The sequence below is a fragment of the Streptococcus infantis genome (assembly GCF_021497965.1).
In the GTDB taxonomy this organism is placed as follows: Bacteria; Bacillota; Bacilli; order Lactobacillales; family Streptococcaceae; genus Streptococcus; species Streptococcus infantis_B.
Map to the genome: position 1 here is coordinate 1,261,520 of NZ_CP046525.1, position 17,952 is coordinate 1,279,471.

General features: G+C 42.0%; 17 protein-coding genes. All 17 read right to left on the reverse strand.

The genetic code is table 11. The features are described 5' to 3' along the window. Nucleotides 1–99: 99 nt before the first annotated feature. Nucleotides 100–1,374, reverse strand: coding sequence for a hydroxymethylglutaryl-CoA reductase, degradative (locus GOM46_RS06270; RefSeq protein WP_006149798.1), 1,275 nt, complete (start codon nt 1,372–1,374; stop codon nt 100–102). A gap of 5 nt (nt 1,375–1,379) precedes the next feature. Beyond that, nucleotides 1,380–2,546 carry a hydroxymethylglutaryl-CoA synthase gene (locus GOM46_RS06275; protein WP_006149947.1) on the reverse strand — a complete coding sequence of 389 codons (1,167 nt, stop codon included), beginning with the start codon at nt 2,544–2,546 and terminating at the stop codon, nt 1,380–1,382. 175 nt (nt 2,547–2,721) lie between these two features. Then, complete coding sequence (locus GOM46_RS06280; RefSeq protein ID WP_006149836.1) at nt 2,722–3,171, reverse strand: threonine/serine exporter family protein; 450 nt, start codon at nt 3,169–3,171, stop codon at nt 2,722–2,724. Between the two features lies 1 nt (nt 3,172). Then, nucleotides 3,173–3,931 (reverse strand): threonine/serine exporter family protein, encoded by a 759-nt coding sequence (locus GOM46_RS06285; protein ID WP_235083351.1) that lies wholly within the window; start codon nt 3,929–3,931, stop codon nt 3,173–3,175. 87 nt (nt 3,932–4,018) lie between these two features. Beyond that, nucleotides 4,019–5,884: a Stk1 family PASTA domain-containing Ser/Thr kinase gene (pknB, locus tag GOM46_RS06290; protein WP_006149818.1), complete on the reverse strand. Its 1,866-nt coding sequence runs from the start codon at nt 5,882–5,884 to the stop codon at nt 4,019–4,021. Then, nucleotides 5,881–6,618: a Stp1/IreP family PP2C-type Ser/Thr phosphatase gene (locus GOM46_RS06295; RefSeq protein ID WP_006149897.1), complete on the reverse strand. Its 738-nt coding sequence runs from the start codon at nt 6,616–6,618 to the stop codon at nt 5,881–5,883. The genes pknB and GOM46_RS06295 overlap by 4 nt, the downstream gene beginning before the upstream one ends. A gap of 15 nt (nt 6,619–6,633) precedes the next feature. Then, the gene (gene rsmB, locus GOM46_RS06300; RefSeq protein ID WP_006149962.1) at nt 6,634–7,947 is read right to left on the reverse strand and encodes a 16S rRNA (cytosine(967)-C(5))-methyltransferase RsmB; all 1,314 of its coding nucleotides are present in this window, start codon (nt 7,945–7,947) and stop codon (nt 6,634–6,636) included. Next, nucleotides 7,940–8,875, reverse strand: coding sequence for a methionyl-tRNA formyltransferase (gene fmt, locus GOM46_RS06305; protein ID WP_006149786.1), 936 nt, complete (start codon nt 8,873–8,875; stop codon nt 7,940–7,942). The genes rsmB and fmt overlap by 8 nt, the downstream gene beginning before the upstream one ends. Nucleotides 8,876–8,887: 12 nt before the next feature. Next, the gene (locus GOM46_RS06310) at nt 8,888–11,284 is read right to left on the reverse strand and encodes a primosomal protein N' (RefSeq protein WP_006149887.1); all 2,397 of its coding nucleotides are present in this window, start codon (nt 11,282–11,284) and stop codon (nt 8,888–8,890) included. Between the two features lie 84 nt (nt 11,285–11,368). Further along, nucleotides 11,369–11,683 (reverse strand): DNA-directed RNA polymerase subunit omega, encoded by a 315-nt coding sequence (gene rpoZ, locus GOM46_RS06315; RefSeq protein WP_006149960.1) that lies wholly within the window; start codon nt 11,681–11,683, stop codon nt 11,369–11,371. 24 nt (nt 11,684–11,707) lie between these two features. After that, complete coding sequence (gene gmk, locus GOM46_RS06320; RefSeq protein ID WP_006149834.1) at nt 11,708–12,334, reverse strand: guanylate kinase; 627 nt, start codon at nt 12,332–12,334, stop codon at nt 11,708–11,710. Nucleotides 12,335–12,469: 135 nt separating this feature from the next. Then, entirely contained in the window at nt 12,470–14,083 is a 1,614-nt protein-coding gene (locus GOM46_RS06325) for a ribonuclease Y (protein WP_004251393.1), read from the reverse strand. A gap of 217 nt (nt 14,084–14,300) precedes the next feature. Beyond that, nucleotides 14,301–15,398 carry a nucleotidyltransferase gene (locus GOM46_RS06330; RefSeq protein ID WP_006149921.1) on the reverse strand — a complete coding sequence of 366 codons (1,098 nt, stop codon included), beginning with the start codon at nt 15,396–15,398 and terminating at the stop codon, nt 14,301–14,303. Nucleotides 15,399–15,407: 9 nt separating this feature from the next. Then, nucleotides 15,408–16,148: a class I SAM-dependent DNA methyltransferase gene (locus GOM46_RS06335; protein ID WP_006149941.1), complete on the reverse strand. Its 741-nt coding sequence runs from the start codon at nt 16,146–16,148 to the stop codon at nt 15,408–15,410. Between the two features lie 205 nt (nt 16,149–16,353). Then, complete coding sequence (rsfS, locus tag GOM46_RS06340; RefSeq protein ID WP_006149799.1) at nt 16,354–16,707, reverse strand: ribosome silencing factor; 354 nt, start codon at nt 16,705–16,707, stop codon at nt 16,354–16,356. Continuing rightward, nucleotides 16,708–17,301 carry a bis(5'-nucleosyl)-tetraphosphatase (symmetrical) YqeK gene (gene yqeK, locus GOM46_RS06345; protein ID WP_006149886.1) on the reverse strand — a complete coding sequence of 198 codons (594 nt, stop codon included), beginning with the start codon at nt 17,299–17,301 and terminating at the stop codon, nt 16,708–16,710. Next, entirely contained in the window at nt 17,301–17,930 is a 630-nt protein-coding gene (locus GOM46_RS06350; RefSeq protein ID WP_006145980.1) for a nicotinate-nucleotide adenylyltransferase, read from the reverse strand. The genes yqeK and GOM46_RS06350 overlap by 1 nt, the downstream gene beginning before the upstream one ends. Between the last annotated feature and the right edge of the window lie 22 nt (nt 17,931–17,952).

The following is a 17,952-nucleotide window of genomic DNA, read 5'->3' on the forward strand; positions in this document are numbered from 1 at the left end:
ACAGTGTTTTGAGCAACCTGCGGCTAGCTTCCTAGTTTGTGCTTTTATTTTCATTGAGTATAAACAAAAAAACTCAGACTTGATTAGTCTGAGTTTTTCTTATGATCTTAAGTTTTTCAAAAGAGTTTGTGCTTTTTCTAGATTAAAAATTTTTTCAGCAATCAAGCTTTCTACCAACTTAGGCACTTCTGCCTCAGTCGCACCTGCTAAAAGCGCTAACGATTTTGCCTGAAGTTTCATGTGTCCATGCTGAATCCCTGTGCTGACAAGAGCTTTAAGAGCTGCAAAGTTTTGTGCAAGACCAATCGAAACGATAATTTGAGCCAATTCTTTGGCAGATGGATGACCTAGCAACTCATGGCTGAGCACGACTCGAGGATTGAGACCAATTGATCCACCCTTGGTAGCAACCGGCATCGGCATGGTCATCTCTCCAATTAGCTCTTCACTTTCCAGATCTATCCTCCAACGACTGAGACCTCGATAGGCGCCATCATGGCTCGCATAGGCATGCGCTCCCGCTTCAATAGCACGCCAATCATTTCCAGTAGCAATCAAGAGAGCATCGATGCCATTAAAGATACCCTTGTTATGAGTGGCTGCTCGATAAGGATCTGCTTGGGCAAACTGACTGGCTAATACCATTTTTTCTGACAGTTCACGCGCTTCATCCTTCTGGCGACTCAAATAACGAAAGGCAATCCGACAAGTTGCTGTTACTAACGAATCTGTGGCATAGTTGGATAGGATCCCCATTAAGCTTTGTCCTTGACTGATAGCCTCTAGACTAGGTTTTAAAGCTTCAAGCATGGTATTGAGCATATTGGCGCCCATGGCTTCCTGAGTATCTACATGGAGATAAACTACTAAAAAGTCCGTCTCACCAGAAATTTTCTCAACCTTTAAATCACGAGCACCACCACCCCGTTTGACAATGGAGGGATAGGCTTGGTTTGCTTGTTCGAGTAGCTCTGCTTTTTGACTCAGAATAGCCCGACAAGCTTTATCCCTATCTGGAACCTGATAAAGAGCTACCTGACCAATCATTTGGCGTTGATGAACCTGAGCAGTAAAACCACCCGCACGTTTGATAATCTTACTAGCAAAACTAGCTGCAGCAACTACAGATGGTTCTTCGGTCACATAGGGAACTGTGTATTCTTGACCATTTACCAGAACTTCTGGAACGATTGAGTATGGAAGCGAGAAGGTTCCTACCACATTTTCACTCAATTGGTTAGCTACTGCTAGACTGAGATTTTCATTCTGTTCAAGACTTTCTTGGGCTTCGATAGAAGTAAGCGCCTGAGACTTAACGAACTCTAGACGCTCTTGAATTGATTTTTTAGCAAATCCATTCCAATTTTTTTTCATTATTTTTAAACCTTGCTGTAGCGACGTTGGTGGTCTACAATCTCAACAAGGGCATAGTCTTGCCCTTCATAACCTGACATCGTTGCAGATCCAGACTCATCTAATTTCGCTTCTTCAAAGAACATTCGTTCATAATCAGCTACGCTCAATGCTTGACGTTGGTCTAGCAACTCTAAGCGATTATTCTGCAATTGTTTTTCATAGCCTTCAACTAATTCCACACTAAAGAACTCAGATACAGCACCACTACCATAGCTGTAGAGGGCAATCTTATCTCCAGCTTTCAGGCTATCAGAATTTTCAAGAAGAGACAAGAGACCTAAGAAGAGTGAACCAGTATAAATGTTCCCAACTTTTTGGCTATAAATAATAGATTCATCAAAGTGCTTTTGAAGCAAGTCCTTCTTCTCTTGAGGCAAGGATTTGTCGAGAATTTTCTTCAAACCCTTGAGAGCTAGCTTCGGATAAGGTAAGTGGAAACATACAGCCTCAAAATCGTCCAAGTTACAGTTATAACGCTTTTTATACTCTTCCCAAGTCGTTTTTAAACTATCAAGATATTGTTGCGTTGAGTAAACCCCATTTACAAATGGTGTTGTCGAATAGTTTGGACGCCAAAAGTCCATGATGTCACGAGTTTGTGCAACGTTATCATTGTTGAAAATCATCACACGTGGATTTTGGCTAATCAACATAGCAACACATCCTGCACCTTGAGTTGGTTCTCCAGGAGTTTCGACACCATATCTTGCAATATCGCTAGCCAGCACTAAAACTTTTGATTTAGGAGAATTTTCTACATGTAACTTAGCATAGTGAAGGGCCGCTGTTGCACCATAGCAAGCTTCCTTGATTTCAAAACTACGAGCAAAAGGTTGGATTCCTAACAAACCGTGTACAAAGACTGCTGCAGCTTTACTCTGGTCAATCCCAGACTCTGTCGCTACGATAACCATATCAATCTCTTGCTTATCTTCTTCAGTCAGGATAGAATTTCCTGCACTAGCAGCCAAGGTAACAATATCCTCTGTTAAAGGAGCGATACTCAATTCTTTTAAAAGGAGTCCTTTACTCAATTTTTCAGAATCAATTCCTCGGGTTTCTGCTAAATTTTGTAATTTCAAAACGTATTGACTGGTCGCAAAACCAATCTTATCAATACCGATTGTCATATTTACCTCTATTTTTATCATTCATTATAAAAATTCGTACACCTCTATTTTATCATAATTGAGGTCAAATGAGCAAAAAAAGACTTGATTCCCCAAATCAAGTTCATTTTTAAAAGTTTATCTCATTTTAGGATACTCTAACAAACTGAACTGAAGAGCCATAAAAAATCGAGTCTTAGCTAGCTCGATTCTTTTTGAGATAATGATACAATTTCAACAAAACTGTTCCACTGGCCATTCCAATGGAGATAACAAGGGCCAACATCATGACTAGCATGGCACTAGAAATGGCATGACCGTAGTCACCTGTAACGAAGAAGGAAGTTGTTCGATAGGACAGGTAACCTGGAACTAGTGGAGCCAAGATGGCTAAAGCAAAAACCACGGCTGGTGTTTTGTAGAGAATACTCATAATCTGGCTGACACAAGAACCAATCACCGCAGCAATAAAGGTAGCCAAAATAACATTGGTTGGTTCCTTGAGTAGCAGATAGAGTAGCCAGATAGACATTCCCAAAACCCCACCAGGGATGAGCATGGAACGTTGGACGTTTAAAACGATTAAAAAAGTAATAATGGCAAGCAAACTTGCCAGAGCTTGCAATAAAAATGTTGTTACTGTCATATTAGTTCATGAGTACGAGGGCGACTGATGTTCCAGCCCCTAAGGCAAGGGTAACTAGCAAGGATTCAAACATCTTGCTCATACCAGAGTTAATGTGATTGGTCATAATATCTCGAACAGCATTAGTCAGGGCAATTCCAGGTACAAAGGGCATAACCGCACCTGCAATGACCAAATCAGCTGTAGAGGGCAATCCAGAATAGCGCGCCCAAAACTGTGCAATCAAGCCAAAAACAAGAGCACCTGCAAAAGCTGTCATAAAGGGAATACGAATAAATTTTTCTACGTAAAGAGAAAAGGTAAAAGCAAATATGGTCGCTACTCCTGCACCAATGGCATCGTAGACATTCCCCCCGAACATGATAGAGAAGAAGGGAGCACTGAGGGTAGCTGCAGCAGTCAGTTGAACATTGGTGTAGGGAGACGGCTTGGCATTTAATTCCTTTAGTTGGATAAAGGCTGTTTCCAAATCAAGTTGTCCTGATACGAGTTGCCGTGAAATTTGGTTGACATCACACACCTTCTCAATATTATAAGCAGAGGAGGTCACTCGCTTCATGCGAGAGATATTTGTATTTTCAATGGAGAAAAAGATGGCAGCAGGCATGGCCAAAACATTACAATCTATAATGCCCTGTGAATGAGCAATCCGAATCATGGTATCTTCAACACGATAGATTTCAGAACCATTGCGAAGCAGTATCGTTCCTGCTAGCATAATGACATCGATCACTGCATTCAGTTGTTTGACTTCGTCCATGTTTTCCTCCTTTTAAAACTCCTTTTTATTTTATCATAAATTTGAAGGAAAAAAAATCTTTGTCACAAAAACTGTGACAAAGATTGACTAGTTATCCCCTCGATGCAAATCTGACGTTGTAGTGTTTTGATTAGCCTGTGGTTCTCTAATCTGTGGAGATGTTTCTGCACGACTAGGATTGCTTATTGTAGGATTTGTTGTTGTAGTTATTTTCGGTTTATAGATGGAAATCTTGATACGAGTTGTATTCAAATCTACACTTTCACCTGGTTTTGGACTTTGGTTAACAACTGTACCCTCGGCAGTTCCTTCTAGAGCTGTAGAAACCTCTACCACTTCAATATTGGCTTCTTTAACACCGACTATCTGAATCAAGTTATTCTTGGTGAATTCAAGACTAGAACCAATATAACTTGGCATTGAAACACTAGTTACCTTTTTAGCTACAGTCAAGACTATTTCTGTTGCCTTACTAAGATCATATGTAGTTCCTTCTGGCAAGCTTTGTTTCATAACGAGACCTGCCTCTGTTTCACTTGATTCTTCTTCAACAACCTTGATGAGATTTTCAGGAACCTTTTTCCCTTTCAATTCTGCTATAACATCTGTTGATTTACGACCAACATAATTTCCAAGCTTGAAGGATTGTTGACCTGAAGAGATAATAAGATTAACTTTTGTTCCTTCTTTTCGTGCTGAGCCAGCATCTGGATCTGTTCGGATAACTCGACCTTCTTCTACAGTATCACTAGCTTCGGCCTTCTCCTCACCAATCTCAAAATTCGCTTTTTTCAGGTTTTCCTTAGCTTCAGCTACAGTTTGACCTGCAACTTTTGGAATTTCAACAGTAGCTGGTGTTTTCGATACAATCCAGAAAAGGGAAGCCAAAACAAGTATAAAGCTAGCTAAAAGTACCAAATATCTTGCTTTGAAACGGCGTTTCTTGACTGGTTTTGGAGCAGTTTCTTTACTTGCTACCTTTTTATTTGGCTTTTTAGTCTGAGGATTTTCTTCCTTCGGTTGAACTTTAGGAATCGCAGTCAGAGTAGATTGGGACATCTTTGGTAAGGTTTTTGTATCAACCTTACTTGTATCGTCAAATACTAGCTTTGGTTCATTGCGACGATTGTATGAAAGACTACTCAACAAGTCAACATACATCTCAGAAACTGTTTGATAACGGTCTGTTAATTTTTTAGCTGTCGCTTTAATGACCACATTTTCCAATGATTGTGGCACCGATGGATTTTCTGCGATGACTGAAGGAAGTGGTTTTTGGAAATGCTGAAGTGCAATCGTAACAGCACTATCTCCATCATATGGAATATGACCGGTCAACATTTCAAAGAAAATAATTCCCATCGCATAAATATCACTCTGAATAGTTGCCTTAGAACCACGCGCCTGCTCAGGTGATAGATAGTGGACAGAACCCAACATAGAGTTGGTCTGTGTCAAACTGGTTTCTGCGAAGGCTACTGCAATCCCAAAGTCTGTAACTTTCGCAGTACCATCAGGAGTCAAGAGAATATTTTGAGGTTTCAAATCACGGTGAACAATCCCCTTTGCATGCGCCAAACGCATAGCCAAGAGAATCTGTCCCATGATACGAACTGCTTCCTCGTTTGATAGAGGATAGTGTTCTTTGATATAGCGTTTGAGGTCAAGACCAGCTACATATTCCATAGCTAAGTACTGTTGACCATCTTCTTCACCGATATCTGTAATTCGAACGATATGAGGATGATCTAGATCTGCCATCGCACGAGCTTCACGCTGAAAACGCGCAACAGCGATTGGGTCAGTCTGGTAGTTGGTTCTTAAAACCTTTACAGCAACTTCTTCCCCATCCAGAATCAAATCTTTGGCCAGGTAGACATCTGCCATCCCTCCGCGGCCAATTTGTTTGATAATCCGATATCGTCCGGCAAATATCTTGCCGATCTGGATCATTCTGATTCCTCCTCAATCGCAATCAAAGCAACAGTAATGTTATCAAGCCCTCCGGCATTGTTTGCAAAACGCACTAAAGTTGCCGCCTTGTCGTCAAGTGAGATATCACTTGTCACGATGTCATAGATTTCGCAACCTGAAATCATGTTAGTTAGACCATCACTATTCATAACAAGATAATCACCCGGCTCCAAGCTTACGATTCCTAAATCTGGTTGAATCTCATCTTTTTGCCCGATAGACTGGGTAATGATATTCTTTTGTGGATGAGCTTCAGCTTCTTCAGGTGTTAATTGACCTGCCTTAAGCAATTCATTCACCAAAGAATGATCACTCGTTAATTGATGGTATTCTTCACCACGAATCAAGCCGATACGAGAATCTCCAATGTGGGCATAAATAGCTTGATTATCAATAATTGCAAGGGCTTCTAAAGTTGTTCCCATTCCCTTGTAAGCATCATCACGCCCCATTTGATAAATTTTTTGATTTTCGATTTCTAGATGTTCTGCAAACCATTCACGAACTTCATTTACGGTATCGATATGAGTATCAACCCAGGCTACACCTAAATCTGTTACTGCCATCTCACTGGCAATATTCCCTGCTCGGTGTCCTCCCATCCCGTCTGCTAAGATAATCAATGTACGACCGGCACGGTTGACAAAAAGATTAACATAGTCTTGATTATTTGTACGTTTCTGACCAACATCTGTTAATAATGAAATCTCCATTGTGTCAGTTCCTCCCTAATCGGATATCTTGCGAAATTGGCTGATAAAGAATCCATCACTTCCATACAATTCTGGAGTAATGAGGATGCAGCCATCTTTCAGGATATCCTTACATTCGTGTTCTAGTTTAACCTGCTCGAACTCTGGATGACTTTCTAAAAATGCTTGAACAACTTGAAAGTTCTCTTCAGAGACAATAGTACAGGTACTATAAGTTATTATACCACCTTTACGTAGTGTTTGACAAACACTACCTAATATTTCCAACTGAATTTCCTGTAATGACGCGAAATCAGCAGTGTCTTTATTGTATTTGATATCTGGTTTTCGACGTAAGAGTCCAATACCAGAACAAGGCGCATCGACCAAAATCTTGTCAAATTGATCCTTGCCAAAAAACTCATGCACTTTTCGTGCATCCAGTTTTTGCGTTTGAACACGGTTCGCTACACCTAAACGCTCCGCATTTTCTTTTATCAAAGTGAGTTTATGATCGTAGAGATCCAGAGCTGTTACCTGACCTGTCGTTAGATAAGACGCCATATGGGCTGTCTTGCCACCTGGAGCCGCACAAGCATCTAAAACCTGTTCATCTCCTCGCAAATCCAATGTTGGCGCAACCAACTGACTAGACTCATCCTGAATGGTAATAGCCCCTTCAGCAAATAAGTCATGACTAGCAAAATGCCCCTGCTCCTTGACTAGACCAGTGGGTGCCAAGAGCGAATCACTTGCACCAAGCAGAGCTTTGATTTCATCTTTTCGACCCAAATCTGTCACACGGATACTAGCTTTATTGCGTTGCAAAAGACTTTCAAAAATCGCTTGCGCTCTCTCTTCGCCATACTCTTCCTTGAGCTTAGAAATCAACCAAACTGGCAAAGAGTAGGCGATAGAATCACGCTTGTTTTTACGCTTGATATTGGCAATATCTGGCAAACCTTCTCGCAAAATACGGCGCAAAACAGCATTGACTAGTTTTTCACTGCCTTTCTTACGAGATTTTGCAATTTCTACCGCTTCATGGACCACTGCATGATCAGGAAGCTTATCCAAGTATTGAAGTTGATAGACGCTCATGAGAAGCAAAACATAGAGCCAGCTGTCTAGCTTGTCTCTATCCTCGATAAAGTGAGAAACGTACCACTCTAGTATAAGTTTTCGCGTTACAGTCCCATAAACAATCTCTGTCACCAAGCCCTTATCTGCTGCTGACAGTTGACTTCCCTTGAGGTGTTTATTTAAGGCGATATTGGAGTATGCTTGATTGACAAAGACGTCTTCTAGCACCTCTAAGGCTAAACTTCTAGCCGTTTCTACTTTAGTCACCAAATCGTTCTCCTACTGTCAAAGTTCGTCCCACACCGTTGAGGAAGGAAGCAATGTCCATCTTAGGCTTACCTGCTGGCTGCACTTGCTTAAGAGATAGAGCTCCTTCTGCCGTAGCGACGATCAATTCTTTCTTTCCGATGGAGAGAATTTCACCTGGAGTCCCTTGACCTTCTACTGGCAGGGCTTCATAAATTTTAAAACGATCTCCCTTGAGGAAAGTATGAGCAACAGGCCACGGATTCATCCCTCTGATTTGGTTGAAGAGTTGACGGTTAGTCTTATTCCAGTCCAACTTTTCTTCCTCAGGTTTGATATTTGGAGAAAATGTAACCTGGTTTGGATCTTGTGGTTCTGGCTGAATTTCACCAGCTATATAAGCCGGAAGAGTATCCAAAAGCAGATCACGACCAACAATCGCCAATTTTTCAAACAATGTTCCGACATTGTCCTCATCGGTAATCGGAATACTACGACGAGAAATCATATCTCCTGCATCCATTTCCTTGACCATTTCCATAATGGTAACACCTGCTTCCTTATCTCCTTGAATCAAGGCATAATGAATGGGAGCTCCACCACGGTGTTTAGGAAGGAGCGAAGCATGCACATTGACTGCAAAATCCATGCTATCAAGAAGTTTACTTGGGAGGAATTGTCCAAAAGCTGCAGTCACAATCCCATCAGCTCCCAAATTCATGATAGCTTCCATTTCTGGACTACCTGATAATTTTTCGGGTTGGTAGATAGGAAGCCCTGCTTCTTTAGCTGCTTGTTTCACTGGGGTTTCTTGGATGACTTTTTTACGACCGACCGCGCGATCTGGCTGCGTCACGACGGCCACGATTTCATAGCAATCATCTGACAAAAGTCCCTTCAAAACAGTCGCTGAAAAATCGGGCGTTCCCATAAAGATTAGTTTTGTCATCTTTTCTCCTTTTTACAAAAATTGCTGCGGTTCGTGATCAATACTGAGACGAAGCTCACTATTTTCACGTTCTTGAGTTAGGGCCAAGACCTGATTAAGAGTCGAAGCCAACTCATCTTCTAAACGGTATTTAATCAAAATTTGGTAATGATAGAGGTTATGAGTGCGAGCGATAGGTTTAGGCGTTGGACCAAGGATGATACTAGCATCCGACAAACCTGACCGCAAAATTTCCATGACCTCATAAGCTCTTCTAAGAACCTCTTCTTCTTTCTTATGAGACAAGGTAATCCCAATAGTAAAATAATAAGGTGGATAACCCAACTGACGTCTGATGCCCATTTCATAGGCATAGAAACCTTCATAATCCTGATCTTTGGCAAAACGAATGGCATAATGATTAGGATTATAGGACTGAATCAAGACCTGACCTGCCTTTTCAGCGCGACCGGCACGACCGGCTACCTGGGTCAAGAGTTGGAAGGTTCTCTCAGAAGAACGGAAGTCAGGTAGATTCAAGGCTGTATCCGCATTGAGAACACCAACTAAGGTTACATTTGGAAAATCCAAGCCCTTGGCAATCATCTGAGTTCCCAGTAAAATATCTGCCTCACCTTTTCCAAACTGCTCAAGCAAGGCTTGGTGACTACCCTTTTTGCGAGTTGTATCCACATCCATGCGTAGAATGCGTGCCTCTGGAAAGAGTTCTGCTAGCTCATCGTAGGCCTTTTGAGTCCCTGTCCCGTAATAACGAATGCTGCGACTCTGACAATTTGGACAGACATGGGGAATTTCTTTCGAAAAGCCACAGTAATGGCAGTTCATGGTTTTGGTATCCATGTGAAGCGTCAAGGAAATATCACAATTCGGACAGGTATCCACGGTTCCACATTCTCGACACATGACAAAGCTAGAATAACCACGACGATTGAGCATGAGAACAACCTGCTCTTTTTTATCCAATCGATCTTGAATAGCCTCAATTAGTGGTGGTGTAAAGTTAGATGTTTCATTTTGCCCGATATAGTCCCGAAAGTCAATCACTTGAACTTCAGGAATACTGGCTAAAGGATTGGCCCTTTGCGTCAGGCGGAGATGTTGATAAACACCCTTGCCAGCACGCGCACGGCTTTCTAGACTCGGTGTTGCAGAACCAAGGACTAGAGCAGCTTGATTGTACTGAGCTCTTAAAATGGCCACATCTCTAGCATGATAACGAGGATTGCTGTCTTGCTTGTAGCTGGCCTCGTGCTCCTCATCGATAATGATTACCCCTAGATTTTTCAAAGGTGCAAAAATGGCAGACCTAGCACCAACAACTACCTGGGCTTCTCCTCGCTCCACCTTGCGCCATTCGTCGTACTTTTCACCATTGGACAAACCTGAATGGAGAATGGCTACTTTATCACCAAAACGAGCAATGAAACGCTCTGTCATTTGAGGTGTCAAAGAGATTTCTGGGACTAAAACGATAGCTGTTTTCCCCATATCCAAGGCTCCTTGGATAATCTGCAAGTAAACCTCCGTTTTCCCACTTCCTGTGATTCCTTGTAGAAGAAATGGAGGATGTTCTTTCCCAATCGCTCCAACAACTGCCTCACAGGCTTCTTTTTGTTCTGGATTTAACTCTAGGGCTTGATTCGATTCAATTCCTTCAAAGTAGGCAGCTGAACGTTGGACTTCCTTTTGAACAATGGTAACAGCACCACGTCCCACAAAGAAGTTAACTTGTTCCCGTGAGTAATATTCTAACAAATCAGCCAAAGGAACTGTTTCAGGATGTGCTAATAAATATTCTCGCAGTTCCAATTTCTTCTTGGCACGATTTGAGATTTCTAATTTTTCTAATTTGTCAGGATTCACTTCAACCCAAGACTGCGTTTTAACCTTCTTCTGGTCTACAGCCTGATACTCTAGTTTCAAGAGCCCTTTTCGAGTCAACCTCATCATCTCAGCTTGCTTTTCTAGGTCGAGAGATGAAAATGCTAAGGAGTCCTGCGAACCAAACAAACGATGTCTGTCTTCTTGACTCAAACCTTCCAGAGGATAGAGGATCTTATCATAGCTAGAGTTCAAAAACCCAGGAAGCATAGCTTTAAGAATGGAAATTTTATAAGAGAATACTGACTTACGTAGTTCTTCAGCTAACCAGAGCTGTTCCTCCGTTAAGACAGGAGAAAAGTCCAGCACTTCGGCAATCTCTTTCAAGTCCTCGTCTGCCACTTCCGTATCATTTTCTTGTTCCATTCCAAGTACTATCCCTTGAATCAAGCGATTGGCCTTTCCAAATGGAACGTGGACTCGCATGCCGACTTCCAACATATCTTTAAATTCTTCAGGAATCTTGTAACTATAGGGTTGGTCCGTCTGCATCAAAGGAACATCGACAATAATTTTTGCAATAGCCATATCCTCACCTCCTTCTCTTCTTAAATCGTTTCAATTGATTGAGTATTCTTGCAATAGAAAAAATAAGATTGAGTCCCCCCAACCTTAAATTTTTTCACCTTCTTCTTTTTCTTTCGCGATTTGCTCTTTGATTTTCTTTTCTTCTTCTTCTCTCAATCGTCTTTCTTCTTCGATACGACGACGAACAGCTTCGCGTTTTCCTTCTGGATCTGGGTGGATGGTTACATTCCCTGATTCAATTTCTTCCAAAGCACGAAGTGTAGATTTTTCAGATTTGAATTCTTGTGTTGGAGTTGCTCCAGCTTCTAATTCGTGAGCACGTTTTGCTAACAAGATTACGAGTGAATATTTTGATGGTACCTTGTCAAGTAAGGTATCAATAGAGGGTTTAAGCATCATTTGTTTGTACCTGTTTTCTATAGTTTATCGAATAGTCGGAGACTTTGGTAGCATATCCTGATAGTGACCGATAACACGATCCACACGGAAATGTTCAGCTTCAATCACACGTTTGACACGTTCTGCAGCAAGAGGAACATGGTCATTGACAATAGCATAGTCATACTCACGCATCAAAGCAATTTCTTCTTTGGCTTTTTCAATACGCTGTGCAATCACTTCTGCGCTATCTGTACCACGACCAACGAGACGATCTTGCAATTCTTCCAAATCTGGTGGTGTCAAAAATATAAAGACAGCATCTGGAACTTTTTTCTTGACCTGGAGAGCTCCCTGAACTTCGATTTCAAGGAAAACATCAATGCCCTTATCAAGGGTTTCATTGACATAAGTCAGAGGAGTACCGTAGTAGTTGCCCACATACTCTGCATACTCTAACATCTGTCCTTGACGGATCAATTCTTCAAATTCTGCACGCGTACGGAAGAAATAGTCAACTCCGTCTACTTCACCTGGACGTTGAGCCCGTGTTGTCATAGATACAGAATATTGGAATTGATTTTCAGAACTCTCAAAAATTTCTCGTCTAACCGTTCCTTTTCCGACTCCAGAAGGACCTGAAAAAACGATTAGTAAGCCACGGTCTGCCATGATGTCTCCTTTGGATAGTTTGTGAAATGACTTGAAAATTCATCTGAATTCACTATGTAAAGCCATTTCTGCTTACTACAATCTTTCTATCTAGTGTAACAAAAAAGCAGTAATTTTTCAACTGCTCTTTCTTATTTATTTTGCATAATCAACTGCACGAAGTTCACGAATCACGGTCACCTTGATATTTCCTGGGTAATCGAGATTACTTTCAATTTTCTCACGAACTTTATGAGCCAAGATTGTGACCTTGTCGTCCTTGATTTGACCTGGGTTCACCATGATACGGATTTCACGACCGGCTTGAAGGGCAAAGCTATTTTGAACACCTTCAAAGCTATTAGCGATTTCTTCTAAATCATGGAGACGTTTGATGTAGCTTTCAAGTGATTCGCTACGAGCTCCTGGACGGGCTGCACTTAAGGCGTCCGCTGCAGCAACGAGAACTGCAATCACACTTTCAGGCTCTACATCACCGTGGTGACTAGCAATTGTGTTAATCACGACTGGATGCTCTTTGTACTTGCGAGCCAATTCAGTACCAATCTCAACGTGGCTACCTTCTACTTCACGGTCAATGGCTTTACCGATATCGTGAAGGAATCCTGCACGACGGGCAAGGGCTGCATTTTCACCAAGTTCGCTAGCCATGATACCAGCCAACTTAGCCACTTCGATTGAGTGTCGCAAGACATTTTGTCCGTACGAAGTACGGAACTGTAAGCGACCCATGATCTTCATCAAGTCTGGGTGAAGGTTAGGTGCACCGATTTCATAGGCTGCTGCTTCACCATATTCACGAATACGGTTATCAATTTCTTGACGGTTTTTCTCAACCAACTCTTCGATGCGAGCTGGGTGAATACGTCCATCCTTGAGCAAGGTTTCCATCGTCATACGGGCAATCTCACGGCGGATAGGATCAAAACCTGACAAGGTTACCACTTCTGGCGTATCATCAATGATGACATCAACCCCTGTCAAACTTTCAAAGGTACGGATGTTACGCCCTTCACGACCAATGATACGACCTTTCATGGTATCATCAGGCAGATGAACTGTTGAGTTGGTAGACTCAGCTACATACTCACCAGCAATTCTCTGCATGGCTTGGGACAAAATATCCTTAGCAAGTTTATCAGAACGTTCCTTAACTTCTTGCTCAGCCTCACGAATACGGCTAGCAATTTCCTTGGTCAAGTCTTCCTCTGTTTGAGCTAAGATAATGTCTTTTGCCTCTGACTGAGTCAGACTTCCGACACGCTCAAGTTCAGCTTGCTTTTGCTTTTCAATTTCCTCTAGTTGCTCTTCACGTGCATCAAGGTTTTTTGCTCTATCAGAAATACTTTGTTCTTTTTGTTCAAGTGTTTTTTCTTTGTTCGTCAAATTATCGTCTTTACGGTCAAGGCTCGTAGCTCTCTCCGTCAAACGACTTTCGATTTGCTTGAGTTCTTGACGCTCTGACTTAAATTCAGCGTCCACTTCTTCGCGGTATTTTCTGGCTTCCTCTTTAGCCTCCAATAGTGCTTCTTTTTTAAGGGATTTGCTTTCGCTTTTAGCTTCATTGAGTAATAAATCCGCTTCGCGTTCAGCTTGTCCTCGTAAATTAGTTGCTTCTTGTTCAGCATTTAAAAGCATCAACTCTGCAGCCTCTTGTGATGATTTCATCTTGACTGAGATGCTGACATATCCAATGACTAAACCAATGATGACGGCAAAAACAACTATAACAATTGTCATAATTTCCATGTTTTTACCTCAATTTATTTGTTTATCCGAATGACATGCATTCTTATACATTCTACCACAAAAAACTATTTTTAACAAACCTTAAATGGAAGATATTTTGGTCATTTTTTGAGTTGAAATTGTTATTTTCCCTAGTAAAATAGGCTTCTTTAACGAACCCAATTTTTTATAGAATTTTTTACAAAAAAATAAGTAAAAAGCCTACCTTTCAGTAGACTTAGTTTGTTTCGATTCTGATTGGCACTCTGCCAAAATTTTGTTCTGCGATACTTGGATGTCCTAGTTGGTAAATCTGGTCTGCTTTTTGAGTCATGGCATCCCAGGGCTCTTTGCCGATTCGACTAACTAGATGGACCTGCTCTTTCAGAGACTTGAGATGTTGCCTACCTTTTTCGGTAAATCCAAGGATATGAATGGCTTCTGGCAAGGCACTTTCTCTGGCTTGTACCAAGATATAAGTCAAGAGGCGACGTACACGCGCTTTGGTGTAACGTTTAGTCGCAACTGCCTCGACCAACTCTTCCATAGACTGAGCTGTCTTGATTGCATCCTTGATACGAACAGCCATTTCTTGATTGACCTGATAGATAGTGGTTAAGTCAGGGTTTGACAAGATTTGGTAGCGAAGCAAAGGGTAATAATCTTCCCAGCTTACCTTGCTAGCATTTGCAAAAAGGGCAACAGAAGGCATAAAGCGCTCTAGAAAATTCTGGTCTGATTGGTGCTGACGAAGAGCTGTCGCTGAGGCAAAGTCCACATTCTTGTCCACAGAATGGTAACCTGCTCCCTGACGTTGAATTGGATGAAGCTTGATCTTTCGCCCTGCTACCGCTTTAGCATAGGCAAGTGCAAGGACATGATTGGGCGTATCACCAGAAAAATCAAGACCTGCAAATTCCTTCCACATGGCTTGGGTTTTCTGAGGGTAGGAAAGAGAATCCGGTAAGTTTTCCATGAAGAGTTCCATCTCTTGACCACGTTCTGTATATAGGTTAGCAATTTGCTGGTAATCCAGAACTTCTTCTGTCCCAAAGGCTAGGGTATCAATGCCCAAACGAGCCAAGATATCTACTGAACCTTGACCAAAGAAATCCGCTGCTTGTACACTGACTAAAAAGGGTAATTCTACGACCAAATCCGCACCATTTTCCAGCGCCATTTGAGCCCTTATCCACTTGTCAACGATAGCCGGCTCGCCACGCTGCATGAAATTTCCAGACATGGCAACGATTTTCAGGCCATCTGTCTGTTCCAGCAGGTATTTGTGGCCATTATGAAAAGGATTGAACTCCGCGATAATACCTGTAATGGTCATGATATTCTCCTACTTCTGTGCGACGAAAAACCAACGGGTACTAGTCTCTGTTGGCTCCTTGTCTTCAAAGTCCGCAAAGAGTTTGAAGGATTTGAATCCAGCCTGTTCTAGTAAAATATCATAAGTCAAGACCTCATAAGTGCGCTCCTCATGCACTTCATCATGACGACTAAAGGAACCGTCCGCTTCCTTGATAAAGAAGGTCAACTCATGCACGATAGAGTGAGGAGCATCATCCTCATAGGTATCCCAGAGCATGGCAAAATCTTCTGCATTTTCATGATAAGAATAACCTGGGAAGACCTCATCAGTCTGGTAGGTCGAGTGCACATCAAAGATAAAGACTCCGTCCTCATTGAGGGCATTATAGACTTCTTTAAAGACGTCCCCGACTTCCACTTCGTCCTGCATATAGCAGATAGAATCAGAATAGCAGGTCACAAAGTCGTATTTACCAGCCTTGGACAAATCCAGCATATTGCCTTCAATAAAATCAATCTTTTGCTTGGCTGAAGCCGCTCTCTTCTCAGCAATTTTCAGCATATCAGCACTCAGGTCTAATCCTATCACATCAAAACCAGCTTGAGAAAAGCGCACAGACTGAATCCCTGTCCCACAAGCCAATTCCAAGAGTCTCTTTCTCTCCTTAGTCTTAGGCAGATGACGGAGGGAAAAGTCTGTCCATTTGTCATATAAACTATCATCCATAACTGCATCGTAAACAGCCGCAAAAGTTTCATAAGTAGCCATAATTAAGATACAAAGAGCGTTAAAAGCAAGGAGAAAATAGGAAACTTTCTGCTGTATCGTCAGATGCAAAGAAAGTTTATCTTTTTCTCGCAGCTTTTAGCTCGTGTTCAGTTTCAAGATGAACAAAACACGACGCTCTTACCTTTCAATCAATTTTTCTAAAATAAGCAAATAAAACCCAGTTGACTGCAACTGAGTTCATCTTCTAAGCCAGAGTTTCTGAGAGGTCTACTGACTCTGCCTCATGCCAAAGTTTTTCTAGATTATAGTGGGCACGCATTTCTTCTGAAAAGATATGCACAACGACACTGCCAAGGTCTAGCAAGACCCAGCCTCCAGCTGCATCACCTTCGACATGACTGCCTTTAAAGCCTGCTTCCGCTACTTTTTCACGAATATTGTCAGCGATAGCATCCAACTGACGACTGTTCATAGAGCTAGTAATGACAAAGTAGTCTGTCAAACTGGTCAATTCTTGTACGTCAAGCGCGAGGATATCCTCCGCTCGTTTCTCATCAGCCGCTTTCACGACTAGTTCTAGTAATTCTTTTTCGTTCATTTAGTCCTCTTTCAAATAGTGCACATAGGCGTTATAGGTTTCAAGGGTTTGGGGATAGATGGGAAATCCTTGGTGAGCTAAATGCTCCACTGTGTGAGCTGTCTCGTAAGCCACCGCCTTATTTAGCGATAGTTCAGCAATTTCACGCGCCTCATCTACTCCTGGAAAGGTACGATTGTGCTCGATGTAGTCTGCGACATAGATAACTTTGTCAAGGTCTGTCATCTGACTCGCTCCGACTGTATGAATTTCTATTGCACGCAGAATTTCAGAGTCTTGCAAGTTCAAATCTTCCTGAATTTTGTAGATACCGACCATACCATGCCAAACATTATTGCCCCAGTTTTTAAGGTCAGAGTCAAGTTGGTATCGATCAATCAAGTCTAGAAATTCCTGGTCTGACAATTTTTTAGCATAGTCATGAAGGAGACCTGCTAGACCTGCTTTCTCGGCATCCACTCCGAATCGTTCTGCAAGTTCAATGGCTGCGCGCTCTACACCCAAACAATGGGTCAAACGCTTCTCAGGCAGAAGCTCTGCCATTTTTTTCAATAATTCCTCACGGGAACAGTTGATATAGTCCTGGTATGCCATCAGTAAAGTCCTTCTTTCTCGATATAGTCTAATACAGGCTTAGGTAGGAGAAAGTTAGGTGTGCGTCCTTGGGCAATGAAATCACGCACCATGCTAGATGAAATATCCATGAGAGGTACATCCACCCAGATAACTGGATAAGAAGTCCCTGCCTTGTAACGCGGACGTTGAACCCCTACAAACTGAACTAGTTCCACCAACTCATCAATTCGGTACCACTTAGGCAAATAGTCTACCATATCGGCACCGATAATGAAATAGTAATCTGTGTCTGGATTCTTCTCTGTTAGAAGCTTCATGGTGTCGTAGGTGTAGGAAATCCCCTTACGCTCTAGCTCTATGGTCTCAATAGCTATACCTTCGATTCCATCAATCGCCAATTCTAACATCTTGAGGCGATGGTGTTCAGGAATGGTTTCCTTTTTATCTACGTGAGGTGGTTGGTATTCGGGCATGAGCAGAACCTGATCCAATCCCAACTGTTGGCGCACTTGATCTGCAACAATCAGATGGGCATTGTGAACAGGGTTAAAATTTCCACCCAAAATACCGACTTGTTTCCGTTTTTTATCCTTGATTTCTGGCTCTAACTCCACTTTCGTAAAGGGAGTTAATAATTCGATTGCCATAGGTTAATCTCCTTTACTCTTC